We start from the raw sequence: 21,078 nt of genomic DNA on the forward strand, positions 1-21,078 counted from the left end.
AGTTGTATGATTCTATTATAACATGGAAGTCAACAGCTGCTTAAAGAGTTTCTTTAGAAGCGTATTTTATCTTTTATGTCAGGATATTTCATTCTTAAGTATTCTAGAATGTACTTAAATGGGTATGGTCTAACACTTTCGGAGTTATTGCTTCTTACATGGAAATTATCTAGCATATCAATAATTTCTAGGATATATTTTGAATCAGTATCAAGTTTATCATTTAAGGAAATAATTCTATAAACTCTATTTAATTTGTCTAAATTAGATTGCATTGCATAATTTGATTTCCCAATAGAATAATGAATATCATCATTAAGCATGAAAACTATCTTGTCTTGGTAAGGATAAACTAATTTTTTATCCAAATCTTCTCTGCATCTAGACCTAGATTTAATACCTCTTTCAATAGATTCATTATCTAAACTTTCAACAGCATCTTTTTCAGGCATTAGTATATAGTCCATCTCCTCTATTTCATTTATTTTATCTCCTTTTTTGATAATACAAATATTACCTGTTCTCTTAAACTTACCAAGTTCTAGAGTATAAATTTCATCTATCATTGATTTTTCATCTATAAACTCAAAATTACCAGCTGCATCAATTTTCATTATACAATGTAGTTCTTTATACTCGTCTTTTCTAATTTTAATTTTCATACCTAAATAAAATTCATATTCTCCAAAAGACCATTTAGCAATATTTCTATTAATAAGGTCTTTTTTTATATAAAGTTCACTAAGTAACTTTCTTACAATAGAATCTCCAGACTTTCTTATATTATTGACCGTAACACATTGATGAAGAATATTTGTTGGTATATCTAGTTTTGTATCTCTTTTTTTACTATCTTCATAATACTGTGCGTCTTGAATTATAACTATATTTGGTATATTAGGATTTAATTCCCTAGTAATATCAGAAACATTTAACTCAAATTCTGGTCTTTTTAAATTATTTAAAAAAATATCTGCGTCTTTAGAATCAATATCAACGTCATCCCATGCTACAACATTTATAGATTCTAAAGTCTTATAGTCTAAACAAGCATCTTTTTTAGCTACATTATTATGTCTAATTACCTTAAACCTTAAATCTCTTTTAATAAATCCTAACTCTGAAATACCTTTATATTCATGATTAAAGTCATCTATTAAATTGTGTATAATCTCTATCTTATTAGCTTTCTTTTCATTTAAACTAAGATTATCAAAATGAACAACATGTCTGCTATTTGGCTTAGATTTCTGAATAAATATCTTATCAGACTTGTCAAAAGGCTCAAAGCAACGTTCTAATTTTACTGAATCATTTGTACCACATATAAGTTTATACTTATCTAAAGGTTTCTTTGATTTATCTGAATTTTCCTTATCAGCATTTTTATCTGAATTATCATCTTCTTCAGTAACATTATCCTTTTCAGTAACATTATCATTTTTAGGCTCATACTTTTTAAAGGTAACAACCTTAAAATCTAATAATCCATCTTTAGCAGTTACATTAAGAGTTCTTATATATGTACGATCTCTATCAACATACAGATAAAGCTGCCCATCGACATTAGACACACCATCATCAAACTCAGAACCCTTCTTTCTTGCAAGAGCATTAAGTAATAACCTATAAACAGTGTCCATCAACCTTCTATTCTCTATATCATCATAATAACAAAATGACTTCTTATTAGCAGCTACTCTTCTTTCGTTTAAAAGCTGCATCTTATGATATACATCCATAGGTTTGATTTCTACAAACTCATAAGAATAATACTCTCTTTCAAAATTAGGATCTCTTTCTTCCAAATAATCAGCTAAATCATACCAATCAAAATCAGACTTTCTATTTAGTAGAATAAAAACCGAACTTCCACCAATATAACTAACAGAAAGAATCTTTTCTTTTTCAATAAGATCTGCAAATAATCTAGACTTAAAAGAAAGATACTTAGGATTACCTTCATCGTCTAACTTATCATAAGTTATCTTAACTATCTTAAATCTTTCATTAAACTTCTCAACGTCAAAAAGATTGTAATCTATCTCATTTAAATAAAAATCAGACTCCGCATAGTCTTTAAAATATTTCTCTAAAAAACTATTTTTCTTCTTCAACATAACAAACCTCCTGATTAACATCATCTTCAACTAAATTATCAATAATATCTTTAATCTTATAGAAAATAGTGTTTCCTTCCCTATCTCTACTTAAATCTAATTGATTTGAAATATTCATATAGAATATACCAGGGAATGATATAAACTTAATTGGCTTACCATTATCTTCGTTATTAGAACTATCCCTACTAACCAAAAATTCAACAGGATTTCTCTTTCCGTACTCATCTATAAGGTTCACTAAGATAATTGCATCAGCATCCAACTTACGAGCTTTTTCTTTAGTCTTTTTCAGTAAATCTTTATTAGCAAAATCCATAATCATACTATAATCGCTAAAGTTCTTAGCATCTACATAAACCTTTTTATCGTTATTTTTAATTAAGAAATCAAACTTTTCGTATGATTTTGGATCGCTTATAGGCTCTATATCTATATCATTTTCCTTAAATAGTGATTTTGCAACTTCTTCTCCAATTGCACCTTTGTAAATATTATTGTATACGATAGGAGAAATCACACCGTAGAATCTCTCGCCTTTTTTAAGTTTCCAATTAGAATTAAACTTATTTTTAGTCCAATGCTCTCTAACTACTCTATTTTTAAGTAGTTTAGAAAGCCTGCAATCTTCTAGAGAAACTTCAAACTTTAAAAGCCTATTTGGTCTATTGTTAGATAACTTAGAATGAATTATAACATCTTCAAAATCATTAAAATACTTATTAGAATTTGAGCCAAAAGGATCGCTTGAATACGGTGCATAGAAGTATTTAACATCATCTTTTACCGTTTTCTTAAAATCTAAGTATAAATCTTCAATATTTAATTTCAGTTGAGAGGCAAATTTTAAAGAGTTATATTCTTCCTGTACTTTTTTCAATTCCTTTTTAGAAATTACAGGATATTTCAAAACAGTTTCTCTTAAAAACTCCCAAAGCTGCTGTAAATCTTTATCCCATCCAAAATCTCCATTTCCAGCAGTTAATATATCATTAATTGCTAGATAAACATCTCTGTTCTTTCTTCTAAACTCTAAATTACTATTTTCAAGAGCACTTTTGAAAATACTTGTGACTTCTTTCTTTACATGAGATAAAAATCTATCGAATTCATTTGTAATAATAGGGAGGTTTAATTTATCTGTATCTGTAATAATATGTTCTAACATATCAACATCATAGAAAATAGCATTACAAGGCTTTTTAACGCTTGTTCTAACTATTCTACCCATAGTCTGATAAACTATTGTTGTATAATCTGTTTTTACACTAAATAGACGATAAATATCATTATAATTTTTTAAACGTGCATTTAACTTTTCAGCATATCCACTTTCAAGATAATCAAAAACCTCTTTTAAAATATCATTCTTCTTGTGTTTATTTATATCTCCTCTAGCAAAAAGTTCTTCAACTGTAAGGAAAAGTTTTAACCTACCAGTAATAATATCGTTATTTTCATCAAGTGATGATAAATCATTCTTTAAATCAGGTATTACATGAGATGGTTTTTCCATATATATACTATCCCAATCCACATCTCCACTTGTAGGCCAATCATTTACAGGAAGAAGATCACCTGCATCTAGTCTATTTCTTACTTCATCTTTACCGATATTAATTTGAAGGTTATTTCCTCTACTTACACTTAGATAACTAGTTAGCATAAATACTGGCTTATTTTCTAAAATTCTATCTCTTACAAAGTCGAACTTTTCTTGTGCTTTTCCAGAGTTTAAATCATCGGCTTTTATTATAATAAACATTGAATTTGCCATTTTCTTAGCTTCTTTTGTACTGATATTAAACACATTAGAACAAATACAAGTTGTAGCAAGTTTTAAATTTTTAAGAGAAAAAATTTCATTGCTATCTTTAGAAATATCAATCAACTTATTAGTCATAATGATTCCATTAGAAATAGCTGCTTTTGAAAAATTCTTATCTTTAAATTGAAGTAGTACAGACTGTATATAAAGGCATATCTTCATAAGTCTAGAATAATCATAAAGCTTACTTCCCATCTTATCATCTGAAATATAACTATCTTTTAAAGATTTCATGTTCTTTATAAATTCGTCTATCTCACTAAGTTTTGGGTCATTGATTAAATTTCTAATATCTGACCTAGTAACATCATTCTTTCCTGTTAGCAGCATCGCAAAGTTCTTTTCTGGATCAAAGTTATCCTTGCCAAAATCTATCCCTTTAATCCATGTATCTATCTTGATATTTCCATCCTCATCAAAATATCCATAAGTCTTTTCAGAATAATCTTCCTTAAGAATATTTAATAACTTACCTTGTAATTTATGAATAGTAGCTCTTTCTTCATATACATCATTATCTTTTATATTTAGGTTATTTAGTTTTTTCTTTATAAAGCTCCAGAAAAAGTTTTGTATTCCTGGATTTTCTGGTGTTGCAGAAATGCCTATTACATGAGCTCTTGATGCTACATAAGCTAAAATAAGCTCTGGAGTATACTGAATTTCATAATTATCTAACGTATATGAATGTCTAGAACTATAATTTTGGGTAATGCTTGTGTAACAAAGTCCCCTGTCGTAAACATCCCTACCAATAGGTGTATCAGGATTATTTGATTTAAGAGCTTCTTTAAAGTTCTTGAAATCTGTAGCACTTACAATCTTTCCAACTAGATACTCTACATTCTTTTCACTAAAACTAAGCTGCGTTAAAAGAGTTGAAATTGCATCTTTTTCATTTATCCAAAGAATTTCTTTACTTGGATTTAATTCATTTCTTTTATTTTCATTTTCCATATATTTATTAGATATGGTACGCAAATCAAAGAATGTTCTATTAATAAACTGGTTAACCTCCCTTATAAAATCCGCTATATTGTACATTGTTATTTTAGGTTTTATATCATCATCTAAATCATTTTCAGATATTATGATATTACACTGTGTCATATTATCAGGATCTTCTCTATCATCTGTAAAAGGAATATACACATACTTTCTATTTGTATCAAAGTAGTTATCAACACTATAAAAATTCATCAGCTTATCAATAATATTAGCTTCTTGAAGTTCTCCGTTCTCATCCTTTTCAAAAAGTTTTACTACCCATTTACTAGGGAAGTACTTTTCTTTTATTTCTTTACTTCTATTTGAAATAGCTTTTATCTTACCTATAGACTTAGAAACCTCTATAGTGTCTGGATCCATTTCATCAACATTTTCAAAAGTCCTATAAATTACTTTAAAAGTATCTACTATGTTCTTTTTTAAGTCGTTTGATAAGATTTTTCTAAGAAAATCCTCCTTAACAGCATCTACCTCATCTATTATGACAATTGCATCTTTTAAATGCTCCCCTTTTATAAAATCATATCTTTCTGAGATTATAGGGTCATCTTTTTCTAAAAACTTAGCACTAGTCATTATAAATACTTGTTTCTGAGAATGCTGCGAAGATGGGTATAACTCCGATATAAATTTCCATTCTTCGCTATTCATCATATAATCGTAGCTGCTTACACGATTCCCATTTTCGTCGTATTTGTTATACTTATAGCTTTGAGCAAACTCTTTTGATAATAACCATCTAAACTTAGGTTCTAAGTTAGAGATATGCTCGTTTATACTTTTTATAATAGCTTTGTTTGAATCTTGGTTATTCTTAGCATTGTTTGTTTCAATGTTCAATCTAATAAGCTCACTTCTTAAAACAGTAAATACTTCTTTTAACTCTGAGTTTCTATTAGCTACTTTTTCAATATCATCTGATAATTTTAGAAAACTCTGTTTGATACAGTTAACAAATGATTTTATTTGTACTATTTTTTCAATTTTGTCGTGTTCCCCCATTTGTTTTAAGTGATAAGCGATGTCGTTTTCTATACGATTTAGATGCGCTATTCTTGTAGTTACGAAGATTATTTTTCGTTCGCTATTCATCAGCATCCACGCTATGAATATAGCTGTTTCATAAGATTTTCCACTTCCTGTGGGATTTGGAATAATTGTTATTCCATTTTTTGGCTCTGAGATAGTTCTCATAGTATTAGCTATTTTATATTTATATAGCATATTTTACCTCCTTTAAAATCTTTGCCGGCAAAAGAAAAATTTGTAATTAAAAGCGCTTTAATATTACAGGGCAAAATTATACAGATGGAAATTTTAAAAATCAATAGCTATTTTTTCACTATTTTGAAAATACGAAATTTTTAGGTGGAATTTATACAAGTTTGATATAGATTTTATTATGAAATGAAAAAAATTGTGGATAAGTATTGGTAAGATGAAGATTGTGTTTTTAATGGGGTTAGGAGAATTTAGTTTAATGGTTAAAGTATTTAGTGAAAGTGTTATATGTTGACAATGATGAAGTGTATGGTATTGATTGTATATAATAGAAGGTTTACAGATCCGACCAAAACTGTATTATGTAGTAGGTTTGTGAGTCCTGAAAAAATCACATTAATAGTAGGTTTGCAGAGCCAATCAAAACTGTTTTAATAGTAAAATATTAGGGGCAGTCATAATATGTCTGCCCCTTTCTATGTAAATATTTTAGTTTTTTATATCAATTTCATCTAATATTTAATCGATTGATTCATACGACTTTGCTTCTACTTCTCTGTTCATTATTTATCTAGCTTTCTTCATAGAAAGTTCTGTTGTAGTGTTGTAAATCACAATTAAGATTCAAAGTCCTCATATCTATCCTATTTTCAATAATAACATAGCTGCTTTCAGGTTGAATCAGATCTAGCATACAAAAGCATACCAGATACATTCTTTCTGTTACAAGCCTATTTCACTTTATCTTTTATCATTTTCTATAAGCATAAACAACTTAACAGATACTTTGCTCAGATTTCATATATTGATTTCATCAATTGTAAATAAATAATAGTTATTAGGATATTGTTCATCTTTTTACATAAGTTGTAAAAAGTTACTTTTGAATATAATATGCTTTAATGACTGAAATATATGAATTTTTATATATATCTTATTATTTTCAATTTAAAAATTATTTAAATTCGCACATTTTTAAATATAGTTCTGATAATTTAATTTGAATATTTTCAATTTCGCATTTATTAGAAGATAATGAAGCTTTTTTAGCTAATTTAGAAATTTCTTTATGAAGTTTATTATTTTTATCAAACTCTGGCAAATAAAAATGTGCTTTTTTAAGGCTATATCCATTACTTTTAAATGTATTTTGTATATATTCAATTATAATATCACTATTTAATATTCCACTAATATAATATGCTTCATCTTTTGAAATAAATCTACCACTGATTGTTCTACTAATTATTATGGTATGCTTTACACAAATACATTGTTTTTTTTCTCCCCAAGGAGTATCAGCATATTTTATGACAGATGCACGGAATTTTGTATTATCTCTTGCTGCAACTAAATATTTTGCAAACGTATATGGTCCTATTTTTGATAAAGCATAAAATTCATTTCCTCTACGCATTTGCTTACTTTTTTCAGATTGTCTATTAATAAGATCTTGATGATTTAATAAATATTCAAATAATGAATAATTTTTTGTAATCATTGTCTCAATATCAACTGGTTTGCTTGTATCTGTTTCTTCATATGGGATAATACAAAATTCATTAGAAATATTAGCTTTAAATGCTTCTATTCTAGGTCCAGTTATAATAGGATAAATATATTTTGTTGGTAAATCCCAACCGTTGATAGGAGTATCCTCAACAATATATTTTGAGCGAGAAAACTTTTTATTGGTAAATTTATAGTTTTTTTGTATGTCGGATGCTCCTTTCGCTATAAGCATGTATAATTCTTGAGGAGTAAATTCAACCCCTGTTCTATATTCATAGCTAGAATCTCCTATTATCTTTGTAAAATCATATTTATCAGAGAGATAAGAAAAAGCACTTGTTTTTTTTGATAATTGAGCTGCTTTTTTAGTCCCAAAAACTAAATAATTTTCAACTTCATTAAATGATGACATTTTATTAATTTCAATATCAGTAATATTTTTTGCTCTAGAAATAGTTTTTACTTTAATACCTTTTGAATAATCAACTTTATTATAAGAATAGTAATAAGTATTAAAATCTTGTGAAACAACAATATCGTCACTACTGAAAGGTTTAAGAGGTTTTTCCCATTTATCTATTTTTTGCAAATATAATCGTTCTTTTTTTTCATAATCTGTATAAAAATATCTAAACTCTTCATATGAATTTTGTGACATTATACTATCAGGCATTAAAAAAGCCAATATACCTTCTTTATTTAACCAGTTTGTAGCTGTAACATTTGAAATTAATGCACAAATATTTAATTGAGTTCCGCCAAAACGTCCTCTAGTTGAAAATATATGTTTTACATTACACAAATTTTTGATTTTAGCAGCATATTTTGAAGGGAGATGTTCCCATTTTACCCATGGTGGATTGCCTACTATCAAATCAAATTTAGATAATCTTGCTATAAGCATAAAATTCGTTGCTATTCTAACCCAGATACCATCCCAATTATTTTTATTTAATTCAATTAAGTCCGAAGACATTTTTTTAATAGCTGAAATTAAAGTTGTTGATTTTTTTTCTTCTTCTGATAAATTACCTTTTATCATTTCAAATAAAATAGTTTCTTGATTTGTTCTAACTGCTGTTTGTAAAGAAGCCATTATTTTGCCAAAATTTTTCTGTTGAACCAATCTAACGGGTAATAAAATATTAAAAGACTTTTTATTATTAGAAACAGAATACTCATAACATTCTATATTATCTATAATTTCCTTTGTAGGAATAAGAGCAGAATCTCCTAAATATATAGGAATTTCTATATCATGAATATTTCCGAAAGGTCTTAATGCAAGGTAATAACCAACTCTAGCAGACAATACTGATAATGGATTAATATCTATTCCATATACACTGCTTAAAATTTTATCTCTGATTTCAATTTTATCTTCATCAGATAAAGAATATAAATTAACTTCACCAACAATATGTTTAATTAATTCTATAATAAATGTACCTGAACCACAACAAGGATCTATAGCTTTCCAGTTTTTATTATTCTGTAATTGTATAGCTTCTGTTACAACATAATCTGCTAACCAAGCAGGTGTAAAGTATTCACCCATAGAATGTCTAACAGATTTTGGAATTATACTCATATATAAATCTTTAAATATATCAACAGGTTTATATGATATTTCAAATGAAAATGTCGTATACTCATCTATGCATTCAATAATTTTCATAATAATTTCCCATAAATTTGAGTCCCATTGTTCTTTACTAGAATACCAAGAGAAGAAATCACCTTCTAAAAAATTAATTATATTACTGCTTCTGTATATATAACCATCTTCAAGCTTTTCTAGAAATTCTTGAAGTTCATAAGATGTTATTTTTGTTAAATCAGAATATTTTTTAGTAGTATTGCCAAAATCAAGTTTATCTATTACTTTACAAGCAATTAATTTAACTATTATGGCATATGATGTTTGTAAAGCAAATAAAGCTTGATATTCTTTTCCAGGCTCATCAATATCACTTTTAAATATTAGAGATAATGTATTTCTACGCTTTAAAATATCATTACTTTTTCCACTATCATCATATGATAAGTGCATTAAACTTTCCCATTCAGAGTATAACATTTTTGTTTTATCTGTTGGATTATTAGAAAGTTTTTTATACAAATCTATTGCCAAATCTTTAGATAAAGAATCAGTATTTTCATCTATTGAAAAATCTTTTAAAATATTTTCAGGAATAAATTTTTTATAATTATTATTTAAAATAGCTTTAATAATTCTATCAATATCTTTAGATTCTATATTTTTAAATGAAGTTGCTTCAAGCAAATCCCCAGAATAACCTAGATATACAATTTTTATACCATCAGTTAAAATTGCATTATATTTTGTACCATTATTTTTGTATAATGAACTTAAATAATCCTTTACTTGATTTATAGCTGTTTCTTGCTCAATTTCGGTTTTTAATTTAGAATGATTCTTATATTCAATAACTAAGTTATTAACGATAGCATCTAATCTACCTCTACCAGAAGTTCTATTTTTTAGTATTCCAAAATTATGAGTTAATCCACCTTTTATAGGTGTTTCTTGATTAAAATTAATCTCCATACCAGTTGAACTTCTAATAAAATAATATATTTGACGTTGAAAAGCCTCTGCTGTTTGAGATTCTGTTTTTGCAATTAATGAATCACGCATTATGGAACAGCGTATATTTTCTATATCAATCCAATATTTTCCATTATTCATCCATTCATATTCCATGTAATAAATCACCTTCCATATATAGTATATATATAATAAAATATTAATTTTAAATTTTATTAAAATATAAATCTATTTTTATCATATAATAAATGAATTAAAAATACAATCATTATATATCTCAAAAATACTTATTCCTATCCTCTTAATCCTCTCGCCTGTCTATCCATATCCTCGACAACAATATCATAAATCTCACCAAGTGTCGAACAATACTCAAGCACCTTCCATGGCTCATTAGTATGGAAATGAATCTTAATCATATCCTCATCCCCAACTGCTAACAGACAATCACCATCAAAATTACTCTCAAAATACTCATTTATCGCATCCTCATCAAGACCTTCTCCGTCTATCAAAAGCTGCGTATCATATCTATACTCTAACATCTCTATTCTCCTACCTTTCAAAATATTGATACTAAAATAATACCCATATTTAGATTAATAAACCTAAAAACACATAAAATAATTGACATTTTATTAATATTATTTTATTATCAAAACATACGGATCAAGCCCTAGTCTCATGTTGACAGGGCATTTTTAATATAAAGGATTTATATACTTAATAAATAAAAACATAAAATAAATAACGAGGTATTAAAATATGGAAAAAACAATATTATTCGACCTAGATGGTACACTAACAGCATCTGGAATAGGAATTACAAAATGCGTACAACACGCACTTGAAAAAATGGGACACCCAGAAAACGACCTAAAAAAACTAGAAATCTTCATAGGACCACCGCTGATAACTCAGTTCATGGAATACCTAAACATCTCAAAAGAAGAAGCAGAACAAGCAGTTGCATACTACAGAGAAAGATACACAACAGTTGGAATCTTTGAAAACGAGCTATATCCAAACGTAGAAAAAATGCTAAAAACTCTAAAAGACAACAACTACACACTTGCAGTATCTTCATCAAAACCAGAAAAATTCGTAAAACAAATATTAGAACACTTCAAAATTGAACAGTATTTCGATGAAGTTGTCGGAGCTACAATGAGCGAAAAAAGAACTGACAAAGCAGATGTAATTGAAGAAACACTAAAAAGACTTGGAAGAATAAGCTGCTCAAATAACGATACAGATTATACTTCTATAGAAAATTCTATTTCTGTAGAAAAAACTATAGACACAGAAAACATAATAATGGTAGGCGATAAAAAACACGACATCCTAGGAGCTAGACAATTTGGAATACCTTGTGTCGCAGTATCTTACGGATACGGAACAATGGAAGAACTAACAAACGAAAACCCTCACAAAATCGTAGGCACAGTAGACGAACTACTAGACTACTTACTAAACAACTAATTGAGTAAACTATATAATAAATATTGTTGACATAATAAAATATTAGGTAACTTTTTACCTAAATAAATCTCTAACACAAAAGTACGCAATAATGAGAATGTATTATACTAACAACTTTTAGGTAAACAATTCATATTGAAAAAGCAAGTAAAAGGAGATTTCATGTTAAACACATAAAAAATGAGTAGTTTAAAAATTTAAAATCTGGTTAAAAATAAAATAAGAAAAGGCTCGAAATCTAATCGAATAGCGACTATCTGGAAACGCTTTATACATTTTCAATGTTTTACATAATAGTATAAAGCGTCGAAGCCAGGAGCATTCGATAGATTCGAGCCTTCTTTTTTAATTTTACAAACCTTTAAATTATAAACTACTCATTTCTTAATGCTTTAACTGGATCCTCTTTTGCTGCTTTTCTCGATGGAATAATTCCACCTAAAAGAGTCAGTATAATACTTATCATTATAAGCACTATCCCTGCCCAAAGAGGAAGAGCCGCATTCATATTAGTCTTACCAGTAACATTATGTATAACCTGATTTATAGGCACAATCAAAATCAAGCTCACAACAATACCTATAATTCCCGCAAGTGCCCCAATAATAAACGTTTCGGCATTGAACACCTGTGAGATATTTCTCTTAGAAGCGCCTATCGCTCTAAGTACACCTATCTCTTTCTTACGCTCAAGCACACTTATATAAGTGATAACACCTATCATTATTGACGAAACAACAAGTGAAATTGCTACAAACGCAACTAGAATATAACTTATAGAATTTATAATACTTGTAACAGAAGACATCAAACTTCCAACCATATCAGTATACGAAATTACCTTGTCCTCATCTACTTTTTCCATATCTTCGTTGTAATTATCTAAAATATCCACAACCTTTTCCTTTTCCTCAAAATCCTTAGGATATATAGAAATCATAGAAGGATCATCCATTTCAGCATAACCTAATTTCTTAATATTATTATCAAAAGTATCCTGCTCTTTGTACATACTAGCAGTCATTACTTCCATCATCTCTTCCTCAGAAATATTGACATTCATTGCATCTGCAAACACACTCGCATCAAAACTAAACGCATTTGCCATGCTCTGGCTAAGTTTTCTCATTGATGCGGTGATTTCTCTTTCAATAGTTGCTGAGATAGAACCTGTTGCAGAGCCCATATATTTCTGAAGAACTGCATATATCTGCTGCTCAAGATTATTTTCCTTTGAAATAGCATCTAAATGACTTCCAATAATATTCTTACAATCAGCAGTATTTAAATACTCAAGGAAATATCTTCCTATCTTCATAACATCTGCTACATTATTGTCAGTTATAAACTTCTTATACTTTTCAATAGCAGCCTGTAAAATCTTGTTCATCTGTTCCTGAGTTAGCTTGATTTCTCCGTTTGTTTTGATAGCTTCTTCAACCATCTCCGTTACCATTTTTTCAAGCTCAGGATCTTTAAAATAAGACTCTATAATTCCCTGATACTTAGTAAAGTCCATGTCCTTGTTTTCCTTTAGATAAATCAAATATCCATTTCCAACATCTTTTATTAAACTATTTATCTGTTCAGGAGTTATTTTTATATTAATCTGATTTATAATATCAGAAGGTTTTATACTAGGCATAGAAATTTGGCTAAATAAGTTGTTCAAATTACTAAAATCTGCATTAATCCGATTTGGATTTATACTAAATGCAGATGCAAATTTTGAAGTGTCTACATTAAACATGGACTTCATATCAAAAGCAGATTTTGAAGTATCTTCAAATCCCTTGCCAGTAAATACGTTTGTATCCTTGTCAGCTAGTTGCTTTTTAACAATCTGACTTTCAGAAGCCTGTTTGATAACATGGTCTTCAAGCTCAGGAGTGTAGTATATCGCTGGCATAAGCATTCCCATACCAGATGATCCTTTTTTAGGCTGAACAATTCCAGTTATTTTAAGAGTTTCCCCTTCTTTAACTAGCTTTTTCATATACTCATCGTTGTTTCTCTTGTCTTTCCAAACATTGTAGTTTGAATCGTATTCATAGTAATCTGTTGCATTTACTAGCTTAAACTCTTTTCCAAGAACATCTTTGTAAGAATATCCTTTTTCGCCTTCAGGAACAATTACTTCTTCTTCCTTTGCAAATTTATCAACCATTTCATCGAGTTCTTTAGGATTTCTCAGATTAAGTGCATATAAATAATAGTCGCTAATTCCGCCATTTTGAGTAAGAACTAACACACATTCATTGTATTTTGTAGGCCATTTTCCAGCTTTTACTTCATACTGGTCTCTGTAAAGGCTCTTGTTTCTAGGCATTTGATAGAATATATCCGTACTCATCATACTAGAAACCATACTATTTGAAGATGCTTCAGAGCCAAGTCCCATAGAATTGAATGATTTATCTGGATGCACCTGTCTCACTTTTTCTGTGTTAGTGCTGTAAATCTGAGGGACAACATCATAAGAATATTCAACCGCATTTGTATGTTTTGCTATTTTTGATTTATCTGAGTCCAAGAACTTTTTAAAAGATTTTAAGTCATTTGAGCCTACAGTAGAGAACATTCCACTCACCATATTTTCAACTTTCATATCTTTTTTCTCATCGCTGCCTTTAGATTCAGAAGAAGCCCCAGACATTCCACTCAACATCGACGTGAAATCATACCCTGCCTTTTGAATTTGCAGTGGGTATTCTGATAAAGTCTTTTCCTCGATATCTGCAATGTAGTTGTTTACACCATTTGATAGAGATAATATCAGTGCAATCCCAATTATACCAATAGATCCAGCAAATGCAGTTAAAAATGTTCTTCCCTTTTTAGTCTTTAAGTTGTTGAAACTAAGCGAAAGAGAAGTAAGGAACGACATAGAAGTTTTTCCCATATTCTCGTGAACTGCTTCATCTAAATTTCCATTATCTTCTATTATAAATGGGTTTGTATCTCCACATATTTTCCCGTCTTTTAATGTGACGATTCTTGTAGAATATTCGTAGGCAAGCTCTGGATTGTGCGTTACCATTACAACCAATCTATCTTTGGCAACTTCTTTAAGTAAATCCATAACCTGAACACTTGTATCTGAATCAAGTGCCCCAGTTGGCTCATCTGCAAGAAGTATGTCAGGGTCATTTACAAGTGCTCTAGCAATTGCAACCCTCTGCATCTGACCACCTGAAAGCTGATTTGGCTTTTTATGAATATGGTCTATAAGTCCAACTTTTTCCAAAGCCCGTATAGATTTTTCACGCCTTTCAGATTTTGTTATCCCCGATATTGTAAGTGCTAATTCGACATTAGATAAAATTGTCTGATGCGGAATTAGATTGTAACTCTGGAATACAAATCCTATTGTGTGGTTTCTGTAGGAATCCCAATCTCTGTCTTTGTATTTCCTCGTCGAAATTCCGTTTATAATTAAATCTCCATCGTCGTATCTATCCAAACCACCAATAATATTTAGAAGTGTTGTTTTTCCAGATCCACTTGGACCTAAAATAGAAACAAACTCGTTATCTCTAAGATTTAGGCTGACATCGTCGAGTGCCTTCTGAACTAGAGGCCCCGTTCTGTATTCTTTGTGTATGTTTTTAACTTGCAGCAAGATAAATCACTCTCCTCTCTGTGAATCACTGCTAATTAAAATATTTTAGTAATTAGTATTTTATTAATATAATAAAATACAATATTTTATTATAATCTTATGAATAAATTAATTATTAAAAAATTTAATTATTAATCTCTCAAGAATAAATAATTCATTTTAGTATAACACGATTATTTATAATATTATTATATATCCTAAACTAAAAAAAATATATAAAAAAAGCACTTAATTAACAAAATTAAATGCTTTTTTATTACTAATCTATTTATAATGTTTAATCTATCTATAATTTTATATACTTTGTAGCAATCTCTTCAGCAAAGGTAGAATCGTGTTCGACAAATATTATCGTAGGTTCGTATCTAAGTAGCAGCTCCTCAATCTGAATTCTTGAGTAAATATCTATATAATTCAGTGGCTCATCCCAAACATATAGATGTGCTCTTTCAGATAAGCTCTTTGCTATTAGTACTTTCTTCTTCTGACCTTCACTAAAGCTAGACATATCATTCTCAAATAAATCTCTGGAAAAATCTAGTTTTCTAAGAAGAGATTTAAATAGCGACTCATCTAAATCATTTTCTCTAGCAAATTCAGATAAACTTCCTTTTAAGAACGACGTGTCCTGAGAGACATAAGAGATTTTAAGTCCACTTCCTATCGTTAAAAATCCTTCTATACTGTATTCTCCAATTTTATCAGAACTTTCTATTCCTGTTTTGTAATCTATTTCACCGATTAAGATTTTTAAAAGAGTAGATTTTCCACAGCCATTTTTTCCAGACACGCAAACTCTATCTCCCTTTCTTATATCGAATGTCAAATTTTCAAACACATTTTTACATGAATCAGGTTTATCTGAGTCATGGTATTTAAAAGATAGCTTATCTGCTGTTAATAGAACGTTTGTTCTATATTCGTCAAATACGAGCTTAATGTCGTCATACTTTTCTATATTGTGAAGCAGCTTATTTTTTTCTTCAATTGCTTTAAGCTGTCTGTTTTCAATACTTTTAGACCTTTTCATCATCTTTTCAGCCTTGTGTCCAACATATCCTCTATCTGGTTTAGAGTCTATTTCAGAAGTCATTTTCTTTCCTTTCTCTGCTCTAGATGACCAAACATTTGTTCTTTGTGCGGATTTTTCGAGCCTTTTTATCTCTGATTTTAACTTTTTGTTCTGTACTAACTCGAAATTATCTTGCATAATTTTGTTATTCCACCAAGAAGAGAAGTTACCTGATTGAACTTCTATGTTTGTTTTATTTATAGAAATAATATGATCACAGCAATTATCCAAAAGTTCTCTATCGTGTGATACCAAAATAAAGCCTTTTTTAGATTTTAAATACTCTGAAATAATCTTTCTAGCACCTATATCAAGATGATTTGTAGGTTCATCCAATAATAGGAACTTATTTTCAGAGATAAACATTGCTGCTAACAGAACTTTTGTTCGCTCACCGTTCGATAAACTTTCAAAAGGTCTGTACAGAACATCATCTTCTATCCTAAGCATAGAAAATTCTCTGTAAATATCCCAGATTTCATCTGTTTTACATACTTCTTCTACTATTTCTATCGTATCTTTTGAAATATCTTCTACTTGATATGGAAAATATCCAAACTCCATATCACACGAAATACTTCCTTTATACTCTAATTTGTTTAATAATATATTCAAAAATGTAGTCTTTCCTCTACCATTTCTTCCAACGAATCCCAATTTCCAATCAGAATCTATTGTAAAACTTACATCTTCAAATATATTTTGATAACTTCCTGGATATGAGAAAGTCAAATTATTTACTTTTATCATTGTCATATAAATCGCCTCCTTTGTTTTATTGAGGCAATATAATGTTTAGAATATAACTGATTTACTTCTAATTAACTCTAATCATTTTTAATAAATCTGTCTCTTACTTCATTAAATTGCCTCTGTTTATTTTTAAAGTTTTTCCAATCATTTTACATCTGAACCTCCTTATCATGTACAATATATTTTTTATCTTTTACCCTATTAAAATCCTTTTTAATGATAAAAAATAAAGATGCTCCAAACTCGAAGCATCTTTATTATATATTAAATATATCTAAATATCAAATTTATGTACTAAAATATTTTTAAATTATATAAATTAACAAAACTGAGCTAAATTAAGCCATTTTCTAAACAATAATGATAAATTCCATCCTCTGCTGAAGTACCACAAATCTCATCTGCAATTGCTTTGACATTATCAAGTGCATTTCCCATAGCAACACCTGTTCCAACAGTTTGAAGCATTTCGATGTCATTTCCACCATCTCCAAACGCCATAGACTCAGATCTATCAATACCGTAGTATTCTAAAATAGCCTCGATTCCTTTGCCTTTTCCACCATTTACAGGAATTATATCGACTGCTCTATCCCACCATGCAGTTATTCTAGCATTCTCTACATCTTTTAAAATATCATCGTATTCGTCATTTCTTCCACCCATCATCATCTGGTAGATTTCGTCTTTTAAAACCTCATCAAAATCATCGCTTACAGGAACTTCCTGTTTAGCAAAACCGAAATAATCAGATAAATCTTTATCTGTTCCATTCGCAACAACTCTATCTTTGCTAGCAATAGAAACAGGTCTATTGATTTTAGTTGCATTTTCAATCATTTTCTCGACATCTACCTTAGGAATTGGCGTACTAAGAATAGTGTCGCTGCTATTATAGCAATATGATCCGTTAAAAGTTAAAAACGCATCGAAATCAACTCCCTCAAACTTAGGCACACTACCAGGTGCTCTACCAGTAGCAATACAAATCTTCACTCCATTTTCCTTTAATCTAATAAGTGTCTCCACAGTCTTATCCGAAATGGCTTTTTTCGTCATATCTATCAAAGTACCGTCTATATCGAAAAATATAATCTTTACCTTACTCATAAAAATCCCTCAAAACTTTCTCTTATTTTTAAAAATACTTTATTATTTAATATAATTTACAACACTAATTGATAATAACATAAAAAAACAAACCTGTCTACTTAGAGAAATCACCTCAGTTAAAAGTGAAATAATAAAAAAAGCTATTGCAAAACACTATTTATCAAGAGAAATCAATTCGGTTTACAGTGAAATAATAAAAAGAAGAGGATGTTAGCCAAAACAACGACAATTCTGCAAGCGCCCCACAACACTGAAATGTGTTCCCTAAACAAGTGGGGCGCTGAAGCCTGGAGTACTTTTGGCTAACTCCTCTTCTTTATCATTATAATCTGTATCCTTTTTTATATACTTCACTCATCGGTGTTTTTTCGTAGTCCACCTTACTTCCGTCAAATATATCAAACTCATGAACCTTGCTCTTTGCAGAAACAACAGTCCATTTTCCATTTTTCTTCTTAAGATTTATATCTATATCAGAAATTCCTCCACCTCTAGCAGATGGTTGAGTAACTAGAACTTCTTTACCTGTTTTCTCATTCTTAAACTTATGCTGCTTAATAGTTACATGAGTATGTCCAGCAACTATTGCATCTATTCCCTCTACAGTTCTTGCAATTTCCTTCACTCTATTTCCAGGATGTCTAGGCTTTTTAGGCTCTTCTCCGGAGTGAACTGTAAGTATTACAACATCTGGATTTTCATTTTCTTTTATATATTTTGTCCATTTATTTGCTTCTTTCACTAAATCATCTAATCTATACTGATTATTGTACTGCTCTAAAGAAGATAGACTGTAATCACCTGTATAAGTTGGTCTTTCTTTTCCTTCCTCCCATTTATATGGCTCTGCAACTTCAGGAAGTGTAAGGCCTAAAACAGCTGCTTTTATGGTATTTGGCCCTTCTTTTATTTCCTTAACTATGTAAGGTTTTACAACGTTTTTGTTTGTTTTATTATTGTATAGATTTGCTGAAAGTACTGAAATATTTGCCTTATTAAGCTCATTTACTAGATAATCAAAATCTTCCTGACTATTTTCAACGAACTCATGATTACCTAAAGTAAGCGAATCAAACTTCATTCTTTCTAAATCTCTTATTAAAGGAGCTTGACCTTCACGAGGTTCTCCAATCTTTTCTACAATCATATCTGGTATATCATCACCGTTTATATCGTTGTCGGTTTCATTGAATCCATCTCCGTCCAAATCTTTTCCATAAAATCTTACACGTCCATTTTCATCAAATGTAGGTCTAGTTCCATCAAACCATTCCTGCATTTCATAAGTTTCTGAGCCCCAGAAATCTCCAGAGTCCACAACCAAATCTGCGCCACCATTTTTTCTTTTATCTTCTACGTATTTTATCATTGCCCTTGAAGTTGCACCATGTATGTCTGTAGTCCCAAGTACATTTATAGATGCTTCATGTGTTTTTTTATAGTATGCAACACCGCCACCAGCTAAAAGCACTGCAGCTAGTCCTATTGCTATATATTTTTTATTCATATATTTACCTCTTTCTAATTATATTCTTGCTTTGAATTTACTTCTTTTAATTATATCTTAGTTAAATTTATATTAGAAGTAATTTAAAGCTTTCTTTAATTAATCTTTAGATTAATTAAAATTTCTTTCTTTTTCTTTATATTTATTTTATCAGTTTTCAAATATAATTTGTTGATTATGGTATAAACGGTAGTTTTTTATGTATATAATGCAAAAAAACTCATATAATTTTAGATAATAATTTCTAAAATTATATGAGTTTTACCAAAATAGTAGATTTTATATTATAATAATTTTTATTTTTTATAAACTAGATAATGTTAAAATAAACTGAGTTATCGCAATGATAAAAGCAAAGATTGTCAACCGATATCTAAATTTAGACATTTTATAAGTTTTATCTTCTATATCTCCTTCTGCTTTTACAGTTTTGATATATTGTAGTAATTCATCTATATCTTTTTTGCTTTCTATATCTTCATTAGAATTTAAAAAAGCAGTAAAACATACTATTTCATCGTCTTTTAAATTTCCTATATTTTCTATAAGCTCTACTTTTGCTGATGAAACACTACTGTAGTAAAGAATAAGTATGACTATATAATTTGAAATATTTTTAAACATATCATATCCAATAGAATAATCTATGCTTTCTATTGAAGATAATTTATCATATAGGAATAATAATATTAATAAAGTAAGTATTTTTATTAGATTTTTTATACTTTCTCTAGAGCTTTTTAAATCTAAAAAAGAATCTAAAATATCTCCATAACAGTCATCTTCTATATCCATTTTTTTATATATACGATTTTTAAAAATATTTAAGCCCTCTTTAATTATTATTATGCAAGCTAAAAGTAATATTAGCAGATTTAAAATTTTATCTGCAATTAGTATAATCTTTTGGCCTGTTCCATCAACAATTATGCTGAATTCTGTTAGTCCAGTTAATATACCTTTTTGTGTAAAACCGTATTTTATCCCAAGAATCACAAAAAATATAGCGACAATTCCAAAAGCTAGATATGTGATTTTATATTTTTTAAAATTATTTTTTATCCTCTGCAAAATAAATCCCCCTTTTTATAAATATTTATATTAATACAAATAGGATAACATATTTTAAAGAATTTGTAAATAAACACTTTTGACAAATTTATTTTATAAAATAGTAAAATAAAAAAGAGCAAAGAAGTTATAATAACTCTGCTCTTTTATGCTGACTATTTATTTTATACTTTAAATATTTATTATTTATTTTATAA

10 protein-coding genes are annotated in these 21,078 nt (G+C 28.9%); 1 reads left to right on the forward strand and 9 read right to left on the reverse strand.

Going from position 1 to position 21,078, the window contains the following annotated elements; translation table 11 throughout:
• Window positions 1-53: 53 nt before the first annotated feature.
• The 4 genes from ACK2WO_RS08035 to ACK2WO_RS08050 all read right to left on the reverse strand — a co-directional run bounded on the left by ACK2WO_RS08035 (window position 54) and on the right by ACK2WO_RS08050 (window position 10,806).
• Window positions 54-2,120 (reverse strand): hypothetical protein, encoded by a 2,067-nt coding sequence (locus ACK2WO_RS08035; protein WP_414697373.1) that lies wholly within the window; start codon window positions 2,118-2,120, stop codon window positions 54-56.
• On the reverse strand, window positions 2,101-6,180 hold the full coding sequence (locus tag ACK2WO_RS08040) for a hypothetical protein (RefSeq protein WP_414697374.1): 4,080 nt from the start codon (window positions 6,178-6,180) through the stop codon (window positions 2,101-2,103). The genes ACK2WO_RS08035 and ACK2WO_RS08040 overlap by 20 nt, the downstream gene beginning before the upstream one ends.
• Before the next feature lie 952 nt (window positions 6,181-7,132).
• Window positions 7,133-10,417 (reverse strand): Eco57I restriction-modification methylase domain-containing protein, encoded by a 3,285-nt coding sequence (locus tag ACK2WO_RS08045; RefSeq protein ID WP_414697375.1) that lies wholly within the window; start codon window positions 10,415-10,417, stop codon window positions 7,133-7,135.
• 137 nt (window positions 10,418-10,554) lie between these two features.
• Entirely contained in the window at window positions 10,555-10,806 is a 252-nt protein-coding gene (locus ACK2WO_RS08050) for a hypothetical protein (protein ID WP_006439446.1), read from the reverse strand.
• A 220-nt stretch (window positions 10,807-11,026) separates the two neighbouring features.
• Here ACK2WO_RS08050 and ACK2WO_RS08055 point away from each other — a divergent pair, with 220 nt between their 5' ends.
• Complete coding sequence (locus ACK2WO_RS08055; RefSeq protein WP_414697376.1) at window positions 11,027-11,743, forward strand: HAD hydrolase-like protein; 717 nt, start codon at window positions 11,027-11,029, stop codon at window positions 11,741-11,743.
• Between the two features lie 373 nt (window positions 11,744-12,116).
• Here the strand turns inward: ACK2WO_RS08055 and ACK2WO_RS08060 are convergent, their stop codons facing one another.
• The 5 genes from ACK2WO_RS08060 to ACK2WO_RS08080 form a co-directional block, all read right to left on the reverse strand.
• Entirely contained in the window at window positions 12,117-15,365 is a 3,249-nt protein-coding gene (locus ACK2WO_RS08060) for an ATP-binding cassette domain-containing protein (protein WP_414697377.1), read from the reverse strand.
• 286 nt (window positions 15,366-15,651) lie between these two features.
• Entirely contained in the window at window positions 15,652-17,193 is a 1,542-nt protein-coding gene (gene abc-f / locus ACK2WO_RS08065; protein WP_414697378.1) for a ribosomal protection-like ABC-F family protein, read from the reverse strand.
• Between the two features lie 330 nt (window positions 17,194-17,523).
• Window positions 17,524-18,300, reverse strand: a complete 777-nt coding sequence (locus ACK2WO_RS08070; protein ID WP_414697379.1) for an HAD family hydrolase — start codon at window positions 18,298-18,300, stop codon at window positions 17,524-17,526.
• 325 nt (window positions 18,301-18,625) lie between these two features.
• The gene (locus ACK2WO_RS08075) at window positions 18,626-19,810 is read right to left on the reverse strand and encodes a metallophosphoesterase (RefSeq protein WP_414697380.1); all 1,185 of its coding nucleotides are present in this window, start codon (window positions 19,808-19,810) and stop codon (window positions 18,626-18,628) included.
• Window positions 19,811-20,113: 303 nt separating this feature from the next.
• Complete coding sequence (locus ACK2WO_RS08080) at window positions 20,114-20,881, reverse strand: hypothetical protein (RefSeq protein WP_414697381.1); 768 nt, start codon at window positions 20,879-20,881, stop codon at window positions 20,114-20,116.
• Window positions 20,882-21,078: the final 197 nt, after the last annotated feature.

The sequence above is a fragment of the Peptacetobacter sp. AB845 genome, assembly GCF_047528295.1.
Taxonomy (GTDB): Bacteria; Bacillota; Clostridia; order Peptostreptococcales; family Peptostreptococcaceae; genus Peptacetobacter.

Bases quoted from the DNA above. Each gene is read 5' to 3' on its own strand.
- ACK2WO_RS08035 (WP_414697373.1), bottom strand. From the start codon at position 2,120: ATGTTGAAGAAGAAAAATAGTTTTTTAGAGAAATATTTTAAAGACTAT.
- ACK2WO_RS08040 (WP_414697374.1), bottom strand. From the start codon at position 6,180: ATGCTATATAAATATAAAATAGCTAATACTATGAGAACTATCTCAGAG.
- ACK2WO_RS08045 (WP_414697375.1), bottom strand. From the start codon at position 10,417: ATGGAATATGAATGGATGAATAATGGAAAATATTGGATTGATATAGAA.
- ACK2WO_RS08050 (WP_006439446.1), bottom strand. From the start codon at position 10,806: ATGTTAGAGTATAGATATGATACGCAGCTTTTGATAGACGGAGAAGGT.
- ACK2WO_RS08055 (WP_414697376.1), top strand. From the start codon at position 11,027: ATGGAAAAAACAATATTATTCGACCTAGATGGTACACTAACAGCATCT.
- abc-f (WP_414697378.1), bottom strand. From the start codon at position 17,193: ATGACAATGATAAAAGTAAATAATTTGACTTTCTCATATCCAGGAAGT.
- ACK2WO_RS08070 (WP_414697379.1), bottom strand. From the start codon at position 18,300: ATGAGTAAGGTAAAGATTATATTTTTCGATATAGACGGTACTTTGATA.
- ACK2WO_RS08075 (WP_414697380.1), bottom strand. From the start codon at position 19,810: ATGAATAAAAAATATATAGCAATAGGACTAGCTGCAGTGCTTTTAGCT.